Here is an 18960-nt window from a genome sequence, read left to right on the forward strand (position 1 = left end):
TAAATATATAAGTTAAACATATTTTTATCAAAAATTTTCGTACCATGCCTGTACTACATTAATCAAAAAAGCACTAAACTAATAAATAGTCTAGTACTAAAACTTCATTTTAAGCATTCTGAAAAAAATAGCTTAAATTTTTTCTATGACATTTGATGAACCTTTTGAGTTTTTGTTACTGGAAATACACGTTTAGCATAATAGTATGGGCGGAAATTGGCATTCCATACTGTTACGCCAGCATTAGGCCAAGAATGTAAGACTTTATTATTGCCTAAATAAATCCCTACGTGATAACAAGTTGGTTTTGGTCGACCATAAAAAATCAGATCTCCCCGCTTTAATTTATTAAGGCTAACCGTTTGCAAGGTCGGACTTTGAACAAATGAACGACAGCCCCATTCATGAGTAGCATGCCATTTCGGATTGGCAGGAGAAGGATCAATTCCTGTTGCGTACATACATTGCATTACTAAACCAGAACAATCTACAGAAGTGCCTGGTCTTCTAGTCGTAAAATCAACCCAAGCTGTACCAGCATTTTTATATTGGTAACCGCGCTTAATAAAAGCATTAACATAATCATTTCTGCTTGAAGCATAGCTTAAGCTTTTATCAAGTGGACTGGTATAGAAACCTTTGAGATGTAAACTCTTCATATGCAATTGACGATACCTTTTTGGAATTTGATAACGCCTGACAGTTTTTATAGTAATTTTATTACTCTTTGCGGCTGTGGCATCTTTTGTTTTAGGAGCATAAAATCTCCAAGTTGAATGTTTATGATGATACCAAGATGAAGGATAAGTTATTTTAAAGTTTCCCTCCTTATTTGTTGAGAGCTTTTTAACATTAACATATTTTTTGCCATTCCATTTTTGCAAACTGACTGGTCTTTTTTCATGGCTATTTAATGCTATCTGATCAGTGATTTTATCGCCGGCTGTCCATTTAAATTTCGTATGCAATTTGTTAAATTTGGTTTTAATTTTTGCAGGAGCTTTAGGCTCTTCTGTGGGTTTATTCGAATTTTCAGTATCACCTGTATTACCAGATTGGTTAGAATCGTCAGCGTTATTTGTTTCATTGGAGTTATTAGTTAACTGATTATTTTGATTATTTTGTAACTCACCAGTTTCTGGTGATGTACTAGTTTGAGCATTAACAACTGAAGTAGTTCCAATATTTGCAATTAGAGTAATAGCAGCAATGCCCAAAAATAATTGCTTTTTATATTTCATATTCCTTCCTCTTTTTCAAAAAATAAGATACAAAATAATAATATCATAAAACTATTATTAGAGCGTTAAAACATTTTAATAGCTCAGCGCTCTGTACCCATCACGACTCCAGTAGCTGGTAAAAGTTGCACTATTAATTTGAGCTTTGGCCCCTGTCCACGGATCATTGTAATAAAGCTGCTGATTATGATAGCCGATCAAAGTGAGTGCATGATTAGAAAAACCATCCATACCATTAACCCAGACAACTACTAAATGAGAGTGTAGCAATTTATTTTTAATTGCACTTAACCCACAACTAGTCATAATTTTAGCCTTGCCCAGATACTTTTTGACAACGCCCTTTAGCCCACCGGGTGCTACCCAATAACCTGCAGGATAAGCTTTGTAAGGAGAACCGATGAAACCTTTGTTGGGATTACTGCTACGAGGAGTTTCATTAGCAATTTTTAATTTTGACACTTTTTTACCAGCAAAATTAATCATCATTGTAGCTGCTGTCATTTCACACCCGGTTGGTAATTCTGGTCTTTGAGAAATACATTTAGCATAGTTTTTTATGCCCCTGACTACTCCTTTTTTAATCCAATAATAGGCTTTTCTGGTAGACACTGATTTTTCACTTCTTTTGCCGCTAGGCTGGTAGTAACTATAGGTAGATTTATGGGGCGTCTTTCTCAGCCCATTGAGCAAGACACCATGCTTATTAAACAAATAATGATATTTTTTTATTTTTACTAGTCCTTTGACTTTTCTATTATTTTTGTAAAAATATTTTTTCTTTCCCCTTTTGATCCAACCCTGTTTAATTTTGGGTTTTACCTGTGGAGTCGGTTTATTTTGCTCTTTTTTCGGCGTTTTATTATCAGTATTCTGCTTATTTTGGTCACTATTACTATCTACAGTTTCATTATCATTTGCACTAGTACTGTTATTGTTTTTATCAGTAGTTTCATTTTCAGCAGTAGTATTATTTTGAGCATTAATTGTTGTATCTTCAGAAAAATCGCTTGAGTCCGCTTTTACGGGATTGGCTATTTGTATTTCAAACAGAGAAACAATTAATATCAACCCCAAAATGTATCTTTTTTTCATTAGATTTACCTTTAATAACAAAGGTTACATTGCAAAAATATTCAGTTTGTGATGTATATTAAAATTATTAATTAAATCACTTGTCGTATTTCATTGTTATCAGGCAACCTTTGACGAGTCTACATTTTTTACTTAATATGTAACTCCAACCGATGAATAAATTTGATCGCTGTTGTTATCTACTACTGCACCAAGTCCAATTGTCTTGTCCTTAGGATTAAGCAGAATGTCACGGTGACCCCAATTGGATGCAGCGTCATCATAAATATACTCATAAACCATGTTATCGGCTACTAAAGCACTAGTGCCACCATGTGGGGCCTCAACAAGCTGGTTACTTGAATGATCCATTGTCCAACCCCAAGGAAACATCGCTAGACATTCAGAGGTACTGTTACGACTAATTCCGGCCTTATCAAAGAAGTCATTTAAGATAAATTTTCCATTCGCATCCACATGAGCAAAATTATTAGGCAGTAATTTGCTTCTTTCCTGTACAACTTCATCTAAACGAGAATCTTCTGTTACTGTATTTAACCCACGTTTTGTTCTTTCATTATTCAACTCTTTTAAGAATTCCTGTCTAAACTCACTGATTGAAAAATCAGCAATTGAGGAATTATTTTGAGCAGGTTGTGTTGTGCCTGTATTAGCTGAACTTGCTGGTGTATTAGTATCTACAGGATTGGTAGAATTGCCTGGATTAGATTGAGTAGGTTGATTTACAGGCTGTTTTTGTGGCTTTTTAACCTTTGACTTAATATTTGCAACATCTTTTACCAGGACAAATCTATTTTTAGTTACCAGATAAAACTTTTTTCCTTTTATTTTTTTGGCTTTTTTAACAACCGTTAGCTTCTTGCCCTTTTTCAAAATCTTTTTCTTTAACTTTTTGCCTTTTTTATTATAGTAATATGTTCTTTTTTTGACTTTTACCCTTTTAACAGCTGGGGCTTTCAAAACCACACTGCTAGAAACTTTCTTAGCTTCTGTAGTCGTTGAACTAAAAGACAGGCCACTTGCCATACTTGTAAATGTTAATAGTACTGCTACAGTTTTACGATAATTAAATTTTTTCATTGCTTTCTCCTTTATTTAATAATAACTTTTAGCCCAGTTGGTGCTTTTTGATAGAACCATTTTGCATCGCTTGTGCTTAAATGAATACAACCATGAGAGGTTGGCTTTTTACCTAATTTGTTAGCTACCTTTTTAATTAATTTGTGGTGAATATTCCGCGGATTTTCATGAAAAAGATATAAGCCGCCTTGCAGCCAGCCTACCGCAAATCTTGCACCCATTTTCTCACTGGCAGAATAAAACCACGGTGCCCGATAAGTATTAATACGAAAATGTCCCTTAGGTGTTGAGTTATGTGCTCCAGTTGAAACATAAAATTCGTATCTGGTTTTGCGACCACGGATCAAATACGCGCGTTGCTTTTTTAATGAAACTACTATCTTATCTTTTTTAGCGCTCATCCCTTGAGGATATGGCTTAATTTCAGAAGATTTAGTATAACTAATTGGTTTACGCATATATTCCTGTGGAATTTCACCAACGGATTTTGCCAAGATTTTCTTTTGCCCAAAATCTAATATGAATCCGCCAAGAATAATTAAAAAGCTAACTATTACAAATTTATTCTTTTTTATTTTCACTATCCATTACTCACCTTCTTTAATATGTCGACTAACTACGATGCTTATACGTAAATTTTACTAATTTATTCGCATCTGAAAACTCATCTTTGTCATGCAGTACCACTACAATCCGTCCGTTGCCCTTGTTACAACTACCAACAAAGCAATAGCCTGATCGCGGTGTCCAGCCTGTTTTCATGCCATCGGTTTTGAAGGATTTAACGTTATATTTACGACCAGGTAACGTATCATTATAGTTATGTAATTTCTGGCCTGCCACATACATCTCAGGTGTGGCAAAAAATTTCATCAAACTAGGATAATCATGAGCAACATGATAACCAATTATTGCTAAATCTCTTGCTGACAATAAGTTACCTGAACTCCAAGTACCTTTAACATAATATCCATAAGGTGCTAAATCACTGTTTTCAAGTCCCGAAGCTGACACGAAATCAGATGAAAGATGCCATAGCTTTGCCTGTTTATTCATCATTGTGATGAATTTCCTATTTGAGCCAGCAACCCATTGGCCTAATCTGATTGCAGAATTATTGTCGGAATCGATTATGGCTGAAGACATAATCTGTTTAATAGTATACTTTTTGCCTTTCTTTACATGAAAACAGTTAAGATTGGGATTCTTGGCCATTTTCACTAAAGAACTGGAAAACTTGAGCTTTTTTTGCCAATCATGCGGATTACGAGCAAGCTTGCGCCTGGCTAAATAAATCGTCATTAGTTTCCCAGTAGATGCAGTTAAATAGCGCTTCTTTGTATTTTTTCCCAAAAGTACTTCCCCAGTCTTACGATCCAAAACTATATATGCTTTTGCTTTAGTTTTGGGTCTTTTTGCATGAATATACTTTGCATACCGTCCAACAGTTTTATCCTGATGATAACTATAAACTGTAGTTTTGTGTTTTTTATTTTTAGTTTTTTGACCAACACTATTGTTTAAATTATTATTAACAATTTCACTAGTTTCATCAGCCTGAACTACAGAAGCGCTTACAAAAAAAGCTACTATTAACAAAAAAAAGCCATAAATACACTTATTTTTGACTTTCACCTATACCTCCTTATACGTTTAAAAATATAAAATTACACACGTTTTTTGAAATTGTTTAACTATAACTTTTATTATATTATAAAATAGTGAATGTAGTTAAGTTTTTCTAAAATTGATGGGAGCTAAAATGTTAAACAAATCCAAATTATTTTTAGTAGCTATCAGCTTATCGCTTACGAGCAAATTTATTTTCAATGAAAAAGTTTCTGCTGCAACTACTAATACACCAAGTATTGTTGATCAGCAGAACAATGAGCAAAAAGAGCAAACTCAATCTAAGTCTGACACTAGTGATGATTCTAATTCTGACAATAACCAGATAGAAGATTCTAATACGAACGATAATAACTCTGGTTCAAACGGAGCAATTAACACTAATAAAAAGCACAAAAAAGTGCCAAAGGTTGTCTATTCTAAGAAAAAAGGTAGTGGTAAAATTTACCAAACCCATTATCGCTTTAGTAAAACATTAACTAGTAAAAAGCGTTCAGCCAAAAATTGGTATAAAAGACAAATTAGTTACAGCAAATTAGCCAAAACTAACAAAGGGACTTTTGTTAAGACAAAGTACGGATGGTTAAATAAAAAAGCTTTCAATCAGTTTCTATTAACTAAAAATAAAATCAATTATAAAATGAAAATTGTTAGAAATGCCAAATTGTATAACTTACCTGCTCACACTAATGATGCCAGAAAAATAGGAACTAGCAAAAATTTGCATTTGAAAAATAAATGGGTTCATGTCAATATGATTGCCCATACCAACTTGCATGCAGTATATTATCGTTTTAAACATCGGGGCCAAAATTATTGGATTTTAGGCCAAAATATCGAATATAATTTAAAGGCTCTAGAAGGCAACAAAAAGTCGCTAGAACGCATTATCAAAATCGGTGAAAAAATGATTGGTCATTCCAAATATGACGAAAAATCACGACATTTTGACTGTTCTAGCTTTATGAATTATCTTTTTACTAGAGCTGGTCACCGCCTAGGATCTACCACATTTAGTCAATGTTATAATGGCAAGCCCATTAATTATAAAAACAAAAAGCGAGGAGATTTAATTTTCTTTGATGACAAAGATGATGGTCATTTAGCCCATGTCGGAATGTATTTGGGAAAAGGACTATTTTTACATGATAGTCCTTATACTGACAATGGCGGAGTTGGAGTTTCCAGTCTGCAAGACAATTTCTGGAACTCCCGCAATTCAAAGTATTTATCAGTTCACTATCCTGACGGTATTGTTAGAAGGATTATGTAAAAATATTTGGCTCAGTTGAGTTAAATTCCAGTTTTTGTTAAAAACTTGTGAGAAGCAAAAAAGCGCATTTGCAAATTGCAAATACGCCTTTTTTTAACTTGTCTGATTGGACTGCAATTATTTCAATGTAACTGTAGCACCAACATCTTCAAGCTTAGATTTAATGTCGTTAGCTTCATCCTCAGAAACGCCTTCCTTAACGTTCTTAGGAGCGCCATCAACAAGATCTTTTGAGTCCTTAAGACCAAGTCCGGTAATATCACGAACTGCCTTAATAACCTTAACTTTTTCTTGGCCAGCTTCTGTCAATTCAACATCAAATGTTGACTTAGCAGCAGCTTCGCCACCAGCAGCACCTGCAGCAGCAACTGGAGCAGCAGCAGAAACACCAAATTCATCTTCAATAGCCTTTACCAGGTCATTTAATTCAAGAATTGAAGCACCTTTTAAGTCTTCAATAATCTTATCAGTATCTAAAGCCATACTTATTTTATCCTCCAAAATTTTAGATATAAATTATTTTATTTACTCTGCAGATTCATCTTTTGAATCAGCAACAGCCTTAACAGCATATGCGAAATTGCGAACTGGGGCTTGTAATACAGAAACAAGCATTGACAGTAAGCCTTCGCGACCAGGAATGGCAGCAAGTTCCTTGATTTCTTCTTTAGAAGTCAATTTACCTTCTAACATACCACCCTTAATGTCGATAACATCATAATCATCTTCGTATTTTGAAACAATACGAGCTGGTTCTGTAATATCATCAGCGTTATCAGTATAGATTACAGCTGTTGGACCAACAAAAGTGTCATCAAGACCTTCAATGCCAGCCTTAGCAGCAGCGCGTCTTAAGTAAGTATTCTTAACTACCTTCATGTTAACATCGTTTTCACGAAGTTCCTTACGCATGTTAGTAACTTCTTCAACAGTTAAACCAAGGTAATCAATTATCAAAATTGCTTTTGCAGACTTTAGCTCTTCAGCAAGGGCGTCAACAAACTTTTCTTTTTCAGCAATAGCAGCTTTACTCAATCGATTTCACCTCCATTAAATTTATTAATAAATTCCATAAGGCCTTAAAAAAACTCCATGCCAAGAAAGACATGGAGTTATAAACTCTTCATTATCTTCTGGCCTCGGCGGGATATTAAGGCGTCATGCCACCCGAGTCTTAGGTAGAATTTACTTTATTAAATATAACAGGATTATATTTTAAATGCAAGTCAATTATTTCTTTTTAGGTTTAATTAACTCAAATAATTCACCAGAAGTTTTATAAATAACCCAACTAGCCAAATTTACAATGTGATCACTAATTCTCTCAAGCAGCCTGATAATAACAAAGTAACTAGCTGAGGCCACAGCAGCATCAGGTTCCTGCTCCACTCCATCAATAATCATTTGTCTGGCATTTTTATAGTCCTTAAAAACTTTAGCATGCCCAAGTACCATTTTTCTGGCATCTTTTTCATTTTCTTGAACATAAGCAGTGAGCACTTGAACCAACATTTCACGTACTTGATGAGTCATGTTGGAAATTACTTTTTCAACTTCTGGCAGACGTGGATTACCTTTGACTCTGACAGTCTCAACGGCAATACTATTGGCATTTTCGCCAATTCTTTCTAAGTCCGTTGTAGCTTTTAAGATACTAATAACAACGCGGAAATCTGTTGCAACCGGCTGTTGCAATGCCATTAATTCCAAAGCCTTTTTTTCAATTTTAACTGCTTCTTTTGCAACTTCCTTGTCCTCGGCAATCATTTGTTGAGCTGCCTTTTTATCATGTTCGACGAAAGAACGTGTACCTTTATCGATCAGGTCATTTACTAAAACTCCCATTTCCATAAACTGTGCGTTCAATTTTTTCAATTCGTCTAAAAATATTTCGTGCATAATCCACCTCCATATTAGCCAAAACGGCCGTTAAGATAATTATTTGTTATTTCTTTTTGCGGTGCTAAGAACATTTCCTGTGTCGAACCAGATTCAATCAATTCACCATTCATTAAAAATGCTACCTGATCAGAAACCCGACTCGCTTGTTGCAAGTTGTGTGTCACCATAATAAAAGTATATTTTTGCTTTAACGCCATTAAAGTCTCCTCAATTTCCGCACTGGAAATTGGATCAAGCGCAGATGTGGGCTCATCTAGCAAAACCACTTCTGGTCTGATAGCTAATGCACGTGCAATGCATATACGCTGCTGCTGACCACCTGAAAAAGCAAGGGCGCTACGCTGCAGACTGTCTTTAGTTTCACTCCAAATGGCAGCTTGCTTCAAGCTTTCTTCAACTCGCTGCTTAATTAATTCTTTATCTTTAACGCCAGCTATGCGCAAACCATAAGCTACGTTATCAAAGACTGAAAACGGAAAAGGTGTGGGCTGTTGAAATACCATCCCCACTTTTTTACGCAAACCTACTAAATCAATATGAGAATGATAAATATCTTTTCCTTCTAATAAAATTTCACCAGTAATGTTAATACCATCAATATCATCATTCATGCGATTTAGACAACGTAGAAAGGTGGATTTGCCGCAGCCAGAAGGTCCAATCAAAGCAGTCAACTTTTGAGCGGGAAATGCTAAACTGATTCCGTGTAAAGCTTCAAAATTACCGTATTTTAATTTAACGTTTTTGGCTTCCATCACATTTGTCATTATTACCGCCCCCTTTTATCCAAAACTACCTTGAATGTACTTTTCAGTAATCTCACCTTGTGGATTAGTGAAAATATTAGTAGTCGTATCATATTCTAACGCATGTCCCAGATGGAAAAACGCAGTATACTCACTAATTCTTGAAGCTTGCTGCATATTGTGAGTCACCATTACCATAGTATATTTCTTCCGCAGCTGCTTTAAAGTGTCTTCCAATTTTGCAGTAGAAACCGGATCAAGAGCACTTGCAGGCTCATCCAGAAGTAAAATTTCTGGCTTTAATGCGATCGCTCGAGCAATACAGAGTCTTTGTTGCTGACCACCAGAAAGTGCCAAAGCACTCTGGTCAAGTTTATCTTTAACCTCATCCCATAAGGCAGCAGCTTTAAGACTTTCTTCAACAATCTGATCAAGCTTTTTCTTATTGCGATGACCATTTGCTTTCAAAGCATAAGTAATGTTTTCCCTAATCGATTTTGGAAAGGGATTAGGTTTTTGAAAAACCATACCAATTGCCTTACGTAGTTCATAAACATTAATTTTACTTTGATTAACATCAAGACTATGAAACATAATGCTGCCATCAACTCGCGCTACCCGATCATTCATACGATTAAGCGATCGCAAGAAAGTTGACTTGCCTGAACCTGAAGCTCCTATCAAAGCAGTAATAGTATTTTTCTTAAAACCTAAACTAACATTGAAAAGCTTTTGTACAGTTCCACCATAAAATACACTTAGATCTTTGGTAGAAATTGCACATTCATCTTCAGTAAAAGTTTTAATATAGCTTTTTTGATCTTGCCAATTTTCCATAAAAAGCTTCCTTACTTTATTTTAGCGGCTGTCAGCCGTTTATATATCAAATTTCCTAGTGCTCTGGCACCAAAATTAAAGATGATGACAACAATTACCAATAAAGCTGATGTTCCAGCAGAAACCACATTAACGTCAGGAATAATACCTTCAGTATTAACTTTCCAAATGTGAACGGCAAGTGTCTCAGCGGGTCGCATAATATTTAAAAAACTAGTAGGACTGAATATATTCCAATTAGAATAATCAACCGTAGAACCACTTTGTCCTGCAGTGTAAATTAATGCAGCAGCTTCACCAAATACACGGCCAGCACTTAATATAACGCCAGTAATTATTCCGGGCAACGCTGCCGGTATAACAATACCCCTAATGGTTTTCCAGTTTGATAAGCCTAAAGCCCATCCTGCTTCACGCTGAGTTTGAGGTACACCCTTAATAGCCTCTTCTATGTTACTGGTTAAAGTAGGTAAATTAAAGAAAGTTAAGGCCAAAGCTCCTGCTAAAATCGAAAAGCCCAAGCCAAACTGTACCACAAACAGCAGATAACCAAAAAGTCCGACAACTATTGATGGTAAGGAGCTTAAAATTTCAATTGTAGTTCTAATTAGTTGAGTAAACCAATTATCTGGAGCATATTCTGCCAGATAAATAGCAGCACCTAGAGCGATTGGTAAGGAAATTATTAAAGTCAATAATAAAAGATATAACGAGTTAAATAGCTGATCCCGTATTCCACCTCCTGCTTTAAAAGAAGAAGATTCGGAACTCAGAAAATGCCATGACAAATGTGGCACACCCGTTATCAAGATATTACCAATTATTCCGATTAACAATAAGATAACTATGCCAACGAGAAAATAAATCACGCCAGCAGCAATTCGGTTAGTTTTTTTTGCATTCATAATACCACTAACCCTTCTTTCCGATCAGATGAACTAAGAAATTGAACACAAGAGACATTATCAAGAGTAAAAGCGCCAAAGACCACAATGCATTATTTGGTAAAGTTCCCATAACCGTATTGCCCATCTGACTGGTTAACTGACTAGTTAAAGTTGCTGCCGGACTAACAAGATTGTACGGCATTAAGACTGCATTTCCAATTGCCATTTGAACTGCCAGTGCTTCACCAAAAGCACGCGCCATACCAAAAATGATTGCTGTCATAATGCGGGAACGTGCAGCTCTTAAGACAACATGATAAATTGTCTGCCATTTTGTTGCGCCTAAAGCAGCTGAAGATTTGCGTAATTCTTTAGGAATTGCTTTAAAGGCATCTACTGTTAGTGATGTGATAGTAGGCAGCACCATTACAAATAAAATTAAAGTTGCAGTCAAAATACCAAATCCAGTTCCGCCAAAAATGGTTCTAACTGCGGGAACTACTACCATTAAGCCGATAAAGCCGTAAACTACTGATGGTATGCCTACTAAGAGTTCCATAAAGGATTGCAATATTTGTACTCTCTTGCCAGACACATATTCTGTCATAAATAAAGCCACTGCAATCGAAAATGGAGTTGCAATGATCGCTGCCAGCAATGTTACAGCAAAAGATGTAACTATCATCGCAGCTGCACCAACATGGTTTTTACCCGCTCCGGGATTCCAATCAGTTGAAAAGAGAAAATGAAATACATTAACTTTATTATCAATAAATGTAGCTAAACCATGCATTCCTACAAAACCAATGATAGCAACTATCAATACTCCAATTAGAATAATTGCCAAAAAAGTTAGCCCCTTGCCCCATCGTTCCTGTCTGGTTTCTTTTGAAGGCTTGGTCAGTCGGTCAACATCAATATTTCTTGGATCAATGCCCTTAAACTTAACATGTGGTACTTTTTGCTCAGCAAGTGCATCTTCAACCACTTGTTGTAAGTCTTGTTCTTTTTTTGCCATCTTAATTACCTATCTTCGTAACTTTGTTCTGACTATCACGCGTAACTTTCATTTCGTGGATACTTAAATAACCAATTTTAGGAACTAAATCTCTCTGCACTTTTTTACTTAATACGTATTTGATGAACGCAGCTGTTGCCCTATTGGGCTTGCCCTTCGTATACATGTGCTCATAAGACCAAAGAGGCCATTTATTCGTTGGAATATTTTTATTATCAGGTTGAATGTGGTTAATACTAATCTTTTGAATATTTTGGTCATTGGCATACGGGAAAGATATGTAAGAAATAGTACCCGGTGTTGAATTAACAATCTTTTTTACAGTACCATTTGAATCTTGTTCCTGAGAATTAACAGCCTCTTTTCCCTTTAAAATAAGATCTTCAAATGTGGATCTGGTACCACTGCCGCGAGAACGATTGATCACAATAATAGATTGATTTTTACCACCTACTTGGCGCCAATTTTTGATTTTACCAGTGAAAATGTCTGAAAGCTGTTTAATGGATAAATTTTTAACACCAGTCTCTTTATTAGCAATTGGTACAATTCCCACAACTGCAACTGGATAATCCTCCAACTTTTTAGCATCAATGCCTTTTTGCGTTTCAGCAAAAACATCAGAAGTACCAACTTCAACAGCCCCTGCTTGCACTTGGCTTAGTCCTGTACCGGAGCCACCACCTTGAACAACAATATTGCTGCTAAGATGTGCTAAATGGTAATCATTACCTGCTTGTTCTATTAAAGGCTGCAGAGCACTTGAGCCAACTATTGTTATTTTTTCCCGACTCTGGCTACATCCCATTAAAATAAATGGCAAACAAAGCATTAATATTAGCAGTTTGCCTAAATTATTTTTTTTCATAGTAATTCCCTCAATTAGACAAATAAATTCAGCTCTAGTTTATCAAAACTTTCATTATTGACCAATCATAAATACTTGCTAAGAGATAAAAAAACAACTTTGCCAAACAGACAAGTTGTTTTTCATCAGTTATTTAATTTTAATCCAAGTTTAACGGATCTAGCTTAATCCCAGGTCCAAATGTTGCAGCCACTGCTACACTCTTAATGTATTGCCCCTTAGCTGCAGACGGACGAGCACGCAAAATAACGTCACGTAATGCATCAAAGTTTTCAATTAATTGTTCATTAGTAAATGAAACTTTACCGATAGCAGCGTGAATAGCCGCTTGACGATCAACACGGTATTCAACTTGACCAGCCTTAACGTTCTTAACTGCTTTTTCAATATCCATTGTAACAGTACCAGTCTTAGGGTTGGGCATTAAACCTTTTGGTCCAAGTACACGACCTAAACGACCAACTTTTGCCATCATTGTTGGTGTAGCAACAACGACATCAAAGTCTAAGTAACCGTTTTGTACTTTTTCAACTAAGTCGTCAGAACCAACTTCATCAGCACCAGCAGCCTTAGCTTGTTCAGCTTGAGGACCTTCAGCAAATACAATCACTTTTTGTGTCTTACCAGTACCATTAGGTAAAACAAGTGAACCACGAATTTGTTGATCAGCTTGCTTAGGGTCAACGCTCAAGTTGTATGAAACTTCAACTGAAGCATCAAAGCCCGCGTATGAAGTTTCTTTAACTAACTTCATTGCTTCAGCAACTGAATATAATTTCTTTGAATCTACTTTTTTAGCAGCTTCTAAATATTTTTTACCATGCTTTGGCATGTGATTTCCTCCTTAATATGTGGTCAAGCGAGCTAAAGCTCTCCCACCTAAATTGTTATAAATAACAGGATTAGTCTTCGACTTCGATACCCATGCTTCTAGCAGTACCTTCGATCATCCGCATAGCAGCTTCGACATCAGCAGCGTTAAGGTCCTTCATCTTAGTTTCAGCAATTTCCTTAACTTGATCCTTGGTTACCTTACCAACTTTCTTAGTGTTTGGTTCACCGGATGCCTTGTCAATCTTAGCAGCTTGCTTCAAAAGCACTGGAGCTGGTGGAGTCTTAGTTACGAATTCGAATGAACGATCTTCGTATACTGTGATGACTACAGGAATAATCATGCCCTTTTGGTCAGCAGTTCTAGCATTGAAGTCCTTAGTAAAACCTACAATGTTAATACCAGCTTGACCTAAAGCTGGACCAACTGGAGGAGCGGGTGTTGCAGCACCAGCTGGTATTTGTAATTTAACAACATTTATAACTTTCTTTGCCACGGTCAAAACCTCCTTGATTCCGTGCGTGGTTAAAATGGAAAAGTTACCTACTTTCCCTCCCACAATAATAAAAGTACTTTAATATATTATCATCTATTTAGTAGTTTTGCAATAATTGACTTATTACTAGCTAATTTTCTTTACTTGATCATAATCAAGCTCAGTGGTTGTAGCACGGCCGAACATATCAACGGAAACAAATAATTTGTACTTATCTGGTTGAATTTCAGTAATTTTACCTTCAACGCCATTAAAAGCGCCATCAATGATCGTAACAGTCTCACCAACTTCAAAGTCAATTTGCGGTCTTTTAGCTGGTTCGCCTTGTTGACGTAAAAGCCTGTTGACTTCGTCTTCTAAAAGTGGAGAAGGCTTAGAACCACCACCATGTGAACCGACAAAGCCTGTTACATTTGGTGTGTTCCGCACAACAAACCAACTTTCATCCGTCATTACCATTTCAACTAAAACATAACCGGGGAAAATCTTCTCTTCGACTTCTTTTTTCTTATTATTAACTTTTTCAATTTTTTCTTGTTCAGGAACCATTACCCGAAAAATGTAGTCTTGCATCCCCATACTCTGTGCCCGCGACAACAAGTCAGATTTAACCTTGTCTTCATAACCGGAATAAGTATGAAGCACATACCATTGTTTTTTAGTAGTTTCTACCATTATTACGTATTCTCCTTATATTTTTGGCAAACAAAAAAGCCTCTTGCGTCAGAGGACTTTTCTAATTAAAGTAATTGTACCACAAATCAAAGAGCTGTGCTATTACATAACTATTTGTGTAATATTAGTAAATAGCAGATCGAGTAAACCTAAATACGCCGCAAACAAAATCGAGGAAACAATTACGATTGCAGTGTCGTGCCGGTTTTGTTTTGCCGTTGGCCAAGTAACCAACTTCATTTCCTCAACTACACTCTTAAAGAATTTAACCATAATTTACCTCGTTTCTTTATGTAAGGTCATTTTACCGCAATGCTTACAAAATTTTTTTAATTCAAGTCGCTGAGTGCGATTCTTACTTGCAGCGATTGAGTAATTACGAGAGCCGCAAATGCTGCAAGCTAATGATGCTTTTTTCACTGCCATAATCTCACTTCCAAACTATTGTATTTTAGCAAAAATGGCTAACTTAAGCAATTAATTTAATAATTACTTGTAAATTTTACTTATTACATAACAAAAGCAGTTGCTCTTTCAAGCAGCTGCTTAAGAGTGGCCAAACAAATGCGTGACCACAGTGCGTAGAACATTGTATTAGTCGGATTTACTTCTTAAGATTTTCATTAACGAAGGATTCGATTTTATCGTCAGAGTCTTTCAGGAATGGAAGCATAGCTTCTTCCGTCTTAATGGTATCTCTGCCATTCTTTTCCATAAAATAATCCCAAAGGGCATCTCTAACTGGAAGATCTGAGTCACTCCAGTCAAAAACTTCTTTCATGTGACGATCTAACAATGCAGTCTTCATAACTTCATCTGCCATCTTAACTACCTCCTAAAATTTATTCTACAATAACAATTATACCGCACTTTTTATAAGAGAACTATAAAAAACTAATCGAGCAATGTTTGTCGCATTTTTTGCGCCAGACGTGAGCGTGCTCTTGATAAAGTTATTTTACTAATTTTTAATTTCTCGATAACATCTTTTTGTTTTATTACACCCAGTCCTATTAACAATGCATTGGTCTCTAAACTAGACAACCTGCCAGTTAAAATAGCAATATTTTCACTTAAAGGAATTTCTGGTATTGAAACAAATGATTTATCTAATGGTAATAAATTATTTTTCTTGGCTGTTTCTAGCGAAACTGATTGTTTTAACGCCTGCCTGCGGTAGGCATTATCATATCTCACAAGTGAGCGCGCATGATTAATCAGTCGTGTTTTAAAATAGCTGCCAAATTTTCCTTTATTTAAGTCAAAACTTTGCGCCGAAGCATGACAAATAATCATTGCATCCTGTTCCCAATCTTGATTGTCATAATAGCGCACATGATACATGCCCTTCACTTTGTTAATCAACGGCTTATATCGAAAACATAAATTTAATAAAGCTTCATCCTCACCATTTTTTATTTGCCTAATAAGTTCCGCCTCACTTTTAATATTTATTTCAGTATTCTTCATTTGATTTCTCCTATTTAAATTTTTATTGAAGAATACAGTAACTAAATAAGCCCAAAAATCGAACCTAAGTTCAAACTCAGCAACTATTTTTTACTGTTAGCTCGGCTGCAACAAAAAACTAAATTTGTTAAAACTGCATTAAATTAAAAAGAGAATATTATTTTATTTGGCAACAAAAATACACTCTGATTAATCAGAGTGTAAGAAAAACTATTTAAGAGGATTGCGGCTGTTAAGCATCTGATAAAGCAAAACACCCGTCGCAACACTAGCGTTCAGTGATTGCACATGGCCCACCATAGGTAAAGTCAGCATTTGATCCATCTGCTCTTTAAGAAGGCGTGAAATTCCTTTACCTTCATTGCCGATTACCAAGACAGTTTTGCCATTACTGTTCCACTGCCGATAATCTGTACCTGTCATATCAGTACCAAAAAGCCAATAGCCACGTTTTTTCAATATCTTCGCAGTTTGCACCAGATTATTTACCCTTGCTACTGGCACATAATCAATTGCTCCAGTTGAAGTTTTAGCTACAACAGAAGTTAATCCGCTAGCTCTTCTTTTAGGAATGATAATGCCATCTACTCCCGTAGCATCTGCTGTTCTCAAAATAGAGCCCAAATTATGAGGATCTTCAATTGAATCAAGCATCAGTAAAAACGGTTCGTGATTGCTGTGGTCAAATTGATCTAGCAGTTGATCCAGATCGGCATATTCAAAACTAGCTACCGTTAAAACTAATCCTTGATGATTTCCACCTTGAACCAATTTGTCTAATTTGTTTTTGGGTACCGTTTGGACAATTAACCCCTTCTGCTTAGCTAAGGTAAATACCTGATTCGCAAAATTTTCTTTAATGCCCTGCTGTAAAAATATTTTGTTGATATGATCGGCATCTTGAGTTTTTAAATAATCCAGTCCCGCATGCCTGCCAAAAACAAAATCTTTGTCATTTGAAGTCATATTCCTCTATGCCCCCATTTTCAATAGTTTTAATACACCATTCGGTCAGCTGCTCTATACGATCTTTTTTGTTTAACAGTTCTAAGTAACCCCAAACAGCTTCAAAACCTGTAGATAACTGATAAGTAGCCAAACTGGTGTTTTTTGCTTTAGTATAGGTTTTCGAATTGCGACCGCGGTGAAAAGTTGCTACTTCATCTTCAGTAAGCAAATTTTCTTCCTGAAGCTTAGTGATTAATGCTGCCTGCGCTTTGGCCGACACATAATGAGTAGCTCTTCTTTGCAAGACTTGGGGTTTAACAATACCGCATTTAATTAAATGTCGCCTAATAAAAATTTCATAAACAGCATCACCTAGATAAGCTAATGTTTGCCCATTTAGAGTATCCGGATTAACATCACTTTCTGTCATTTTTAGAGTTTTATTCACGTAGCCACCTTGTTCCTTGTGGAGTATCTTCAACTGTAATGCCCATTTGCTTAAGTTCATCCCGCAACGCATCGCTTTGTGCCCAGTCCTTGTTTTGACGCGCTTGCTCGCGCTTTTTAATGAGCTCTTGGACCTTTTTGTCGTCGCTTTTATTATTAGCATTAACTAATTTTTGAACATCTATTCCAAAAATAGCTAACCATTTCGTCAATAATTCTGCAGAATGGTCAAGGGCATCTTTATCTGCATTTTTAGCATTAATATTAGCATTTATTTCTGGTAATAAATCGTAAATGGCAGTTAAAGCATTCTGAACATTAAAATCATCATCCATGGCATTAATAAATTTGTGCTGAGTGTCTTGAATTTTATTGACTAAAGTTTCTGACTTTTGGCTCGTTGATCCATCCTTAAGTCGATATTTAAGATTGTTAAGAGTATTTTTAAACCTCTGCAAAATAATTTGCGCTTGTTTTAAATTATCAGTCGAATAATTAATTTGCCTTCTGTACTGAACACTGGCCATAAAGAAGCGCAAGACTTGTGGATCAATTTTTTGCAACAAATCATGTACAGTTACAAAATTATGCAATGACTTGGACATTTTTTCTGCATCTGCTCCAACTGTAACAAAGCCATTATGCATCCAATAGTGAACAAACGGTTTGCCTGTTGCTGCTTCACTTTGAGCAATTTCATTTTCATGATGAGGAAATTCCAAATCTTGACCACCACCATGAATATCAATTGTTTCGCCTAAATATTTTGTAGCCATAACTGAACATTCAATATGCCAACCGGGACGGCCCTTGCCCCAAGGAGACGCCCAAGCTATTTCATCAGGTTCCTTTTGCTTTTTCCATAAGGCAAAATCTATTGGATCTTCTTTACGTTTTTGTTCTTCTTCATTAATATGCTCAGAAGCACCCTCTTCAAGTTCTGCAATATTTTGGCTACTAAGGGCGCCATAATGCTTAAATTTTCTGGTATGAAAATATACATCGCCATCTGACTCGTAAGCATAGCCCTTGGCAATCAATTTTTGGTTAAATTTAATAATCGCTGTGATTTCGTGAGTTGCCCGCGGATTAAGTGTTGCAGGTTCAACATTTAAAGCTGCAATATCTTCACGATATGCTTTAATGTAGCGCTCAGCTAATTCAGGCACAGTGACATTTTCAGCTTTAGCTTCAGCAATCATTTTATCGTCTACGTCAGTAAAATTAGACACAAAATTTACCCTAAAATCGCGAAATTCTAGATAGCGCCTAATGGTGTCAAAGGCAATAACGCTCCTGGCATTACCAATGTGAATATAATTATATACCGTTGGTCCACAAACATACATTGTTACCTGACCTGGGGTTATAGGCTTAAACTCCTCTTTAGTATTAGTTAAAGTGTTATAAATTTTCACTGTGGCTAACTGACCTTTCTAAATTCTATATCTTAATTTTACCAGAAACCTTAATCAATTTTTTCAACGAAAAGTTTGCTATCTTGTTTTTTTACTAT

At 35.9% G+C, this 18960-nt stretch carries 24 protein-coding genes and 1 other annotated feature; of the genes, 1 reads left to right on the top strand and 23 read right to left on the bottom strand.

What is annotated here, in order from left to right; all coding sequences use genetic code 11:
* Positions 1-143: 143 nt before the first annotated feature.
* From H3U49_RS08615 to H3U49_RS08635, 5 genes are all read right to left on the bottom strand, one after another.
* On the bottom strand, positions 144-1241 hold the full coding sequence (locus tag H3U49_RS08615; protein ID WP_198181006.1) for a C40 family peptidase: 1098 nt from the start codon (positions 1239-1241) through the stop codon (positions 144-146).
* A gap of 75 nt (positions 1242-1316) precedes the next feature.
* Positions 1317-2336: a C39 family peptidase gene (locus H3U49_RS08620; RefSeq protein ID WP_198181007.1), complete on the bottom strand. Its 1020-nt coding sequence runs from the start codon at positions 2334-2336 to the stop codon at positions 1317-1319.
* A gap of 132 nt (positions 2337-2468) precedes the next feature.
* A complete protein-coding gene (locus tag H3U49_RS08625) occupies positions 2469-3416 on the bottom strand; it encodes an SLAP domain-containing protein (protein WP_198181008.1) in 948 nt (315 codons plus the stop codon).
* An 11-nt stretch (positions 3417-3427) separates the two neighbouring features.
* Positions 3428-3997, bottom strand: a complete 570-nt coding sequence (locus H3U49_RS08630; RefSeq protein WP_198181009.1) for a L,D-transpeptidase — start codon at positions 3995-3997, stop codon at positions 3428-3430.
* Between the two features lie 31 nt (positions 3998-4028).
* Positions 4029-5051, bottom strand: coding sequence for a serine hydrolase (locus H3U49_RS08635; protein ID WP_198181010.1), 1023 nt, complete (start codon positions 5049-5051; stop codon positions 4029-4031).
* 127 nt (positions 5052-5178) lie between these two features.
* Between H3U49_RS08635 and H3U49_RS08640 the strand changes: the two genes are divergently transcribed.
* Positions 5179-6318, top strand: coding sequence for a C40 family peptidase (locus tag H3U49_RS08640; RefSeq protein WP_198181011.1), 1140 nt, complete (start codon positions 5179-5181; stop codon positions 6316-6318).
* 117 nt (positions 6319-6435) lie between these two features.
* Here H3U49_RS08640 and rplL read toward each other — a convergent pair whose 3' ends face one another.
* The 18 genes from rplL to cysS all read right to left on the bottom strand — a co-directional run bounded on the left by rplL (position 6436) and on the right by cysS (position 18862).
* Positions 6436-6801, bottom strand: a complete 366-nt coding sequence (gene rplL / locus H3U49_RS08645; protein WP_045928398.1) for a 50S ribosomal protein L7/L12 — start codon at positions 6799-6801, stop codon at positions 6436-6438.
* 42 nt (positions 6802-6843) lie between these two features.
* Positions 6844-7353, bottom strand: a complete 510-nt coding sequence (rplJ, locus tag H3U49_RS08650) for a 50S ribosomal protein L10 (protein WP_198181012.1) — start codon at positions 7351-7353, stop codon at positions 6844-6846.
* Positions 7354-7390: 37 nt separating this feature from the next.
* Positions 7391-7515, bottom strand: a sequence feature (ribosomal protein L10 leader region).
* Positions 7516-7548: 33 nt separating this feature from the next.
* On the bottom strand, positions 7549-8217 hold the full coding sequence (gene phoU / locus H3U49_RS08655; RefSeq protein WP_198181013.1) for a phosphate signaling complex protein PhoU: 669 nt from the start codon (positions 8215-8217) through the stop codon (positions 7549-7551).
* Positions 8218-8231: 14 nt separating this feature from the next.
* Positions 8232-8987 carry a phosphate ABC transporter ATP-binding protein PstB gene (gene pstB, locus H3U49_RS08660; RefSeq protein ID WP_198181014.1) on the bottom strand — a complete coding sequence of 252 codons (756 nt, stop codon included), beginning with the start codon at positions 8985-8987 and terminating at the stop codon, positions 8232-8234.
* Positions 8988-9002: 15 nt separating this feature from the next.
* Positions 9003-9803, bottom strand: coding sequence for a phosphate ABC transporter ATP-binding protein PstB (pstB, locus tag H3U49_RS08665; RefSeq protein ID WP_198181015.1), 801 nt, complete (start codon positions 9801-9803; stop codon positions 9003-9005).
* A gap of 11 nt (positions 9804-9814) precedes the next feature.
* Positions 9815-10708, bottom strand: a complete 894-nt coding sequence (pstA, locus tag H3U49_RS08670) for a phosphate ABC transporter permease PstA (RefSeq protein WP_198181016.1) — start codon at positions 10706-10708, stop codon at positions 9815-9817.
* Between the two features lie 7 nt (positions 10709-10715).
* Positions 10716-11708, bottom strand: a complete 993-nt coding sequence (gene pstC / locus H3U49_RS08675; protein WP_198181017.1) for a phosphate ABC transporter permease subunit PstC — start codon at positions 11706-11708, stop codon at positions 10716-10718.
* Position 11709: 1 nt separating this feature from the next.
* Positions 11710-12576, bottom strand: a complete 867-nt coding sequence (locus H3U49_RS08680) for a phosphate ABC transporter substrate-binding protein (RefSeq protein WP_198181018.1) — start codon at positions 12574-12576, stop codon at positions 11710-11712.
* A gap of 139 nt (positions 12577-12715) precedes the next feature.
* Positions 12716-13408 (bottom strand): 50S ribosomal protein L1, encoded by a 693-nt coding sequence (gene rplA / locus H3U49_RS08685; RefSeq protein WP_198181019.1) that lies wholly within the window; start codon positions 13406-13408, stop codon positions 12716-12718.
* Positions 13409-13478: 70 nt separating this feature from the next.
* On the bottom strand, positions 13479-13904 hold the full coding sequence (gene rplK, locus H3U49_RS08690) for a 50S ribosomal protein L11 (RefSeq protein ID WP_034980336.1): 426 nt from the start codon (positions 13902-13904) through the stop codon (positions 13479-13481).
* Between the two features lie 126 nt (positions 13905-14030).
* Positions 14031-14579: a transcription termination/antitermination protein NusG gene (gene nusG / locus H3U49_RS08695; RefSeq protein WP_109586561.1), complete on the bottom strand. Its 549-nt coding sequence runs from the start codon at positions 14577-14579 to the stop codon at positions 14031-14033.
* Positions 14580-14681: 102 nt separating this feature from the next.
* On the bottom strand, positions 14682-14852 hold the full coding sequence (secE, locus tag H3U49_RS08700) for a preprotein translocase subunit SecE (RefSeq protein WP_198181020.1): 171 nt from the start codon (positions 14850-14852) through the stop codon (positions 14682-14684).
* Between the two features lie 3 nt (positions 14853-14855).
* Positions 14856-15005 (bottom strand): 50S ribosomal protein L33, encoded by a 150-nt coding sequence (rpmG, locus tag H3U49_RS08705; protein WP_081945356.1) that lies wholly within the window; start codon positions 15003-15005, stop codon positions 14856-14858.
* 178 nt (positions 15006-15183) lie between these two features.
* Positions 15184-15402 (bottom strand): hypothetical protein, encoded by a 219-nt coding sequence (locus tag H3U49_RS08710; protein ID WP_034980340.1) that lies wholly within the window; start codon positions 15400-15402, stop codon positions 15184-15186.
* Between the two features lie 71 nt (positions 15403-15473).
* Positions 15474-16049 (bottom strand): sigma-70 family RNA polymerase sigma factor, encoded by a 576-nt coding sequence (locus H3U49_RS08715; protein ID WP_198181021.1) that lies wholly within the window; start codon positions 16047-16049, stop codon positions 15474-15476.
* 210 nt (positions 16050-16259) lie between these two features.
* Positions 16260-17015 carry a 23S rRNA (guanosine(2251)-2'-O)-methyltransferase RlmB gene (gene rlmB / locus H3U49_RS08720; protein ID WP_198181022.1) on the bottom strand — a complete coding sequence of 252 codons (756 nt, stop codon included), beginning with the start codon at positions 17013-17015 and terminating at the stop codon, positions 16260-16262.
* Entirely contained in the window at positions 17002-17427 is a 426-nt protein-coding gene (locus tag H3U49_RS08725) for a Mini-ribonuclease 3 (RefSeq protein WP_232347689.1), read from the bottom strand. The genes rlmB and H3U49_RS08725 overlap by 14 nt, the downstream gene beginning before the upstream one ends.
* A 10-nt stretch (positions 17428-17437) precedes the next feature.
* Positions 17438-18862 (bottom strand): cysteine--tRNA ligase, encoded by a 1425-nt coding sequence (gene cysS, locus H3U49_RS08730; RefSeq protein WP_198181024.1) that lies wholly within the window; start codon positions 18860-18862, stop codon positions 17438-17440.
* Positions 18863-18960 lie beyond the last annotated feature (98 nt).

Source organism: Lactobacillus sp. W8174, from assembly GCF_016100975.1.
Taxonomy (GTDB): Bacteria; Bacillota; Bacilli; order Lactobacillales; family Lactobacillaceae; genus Lactobacillus; species Lactobacillus juensis.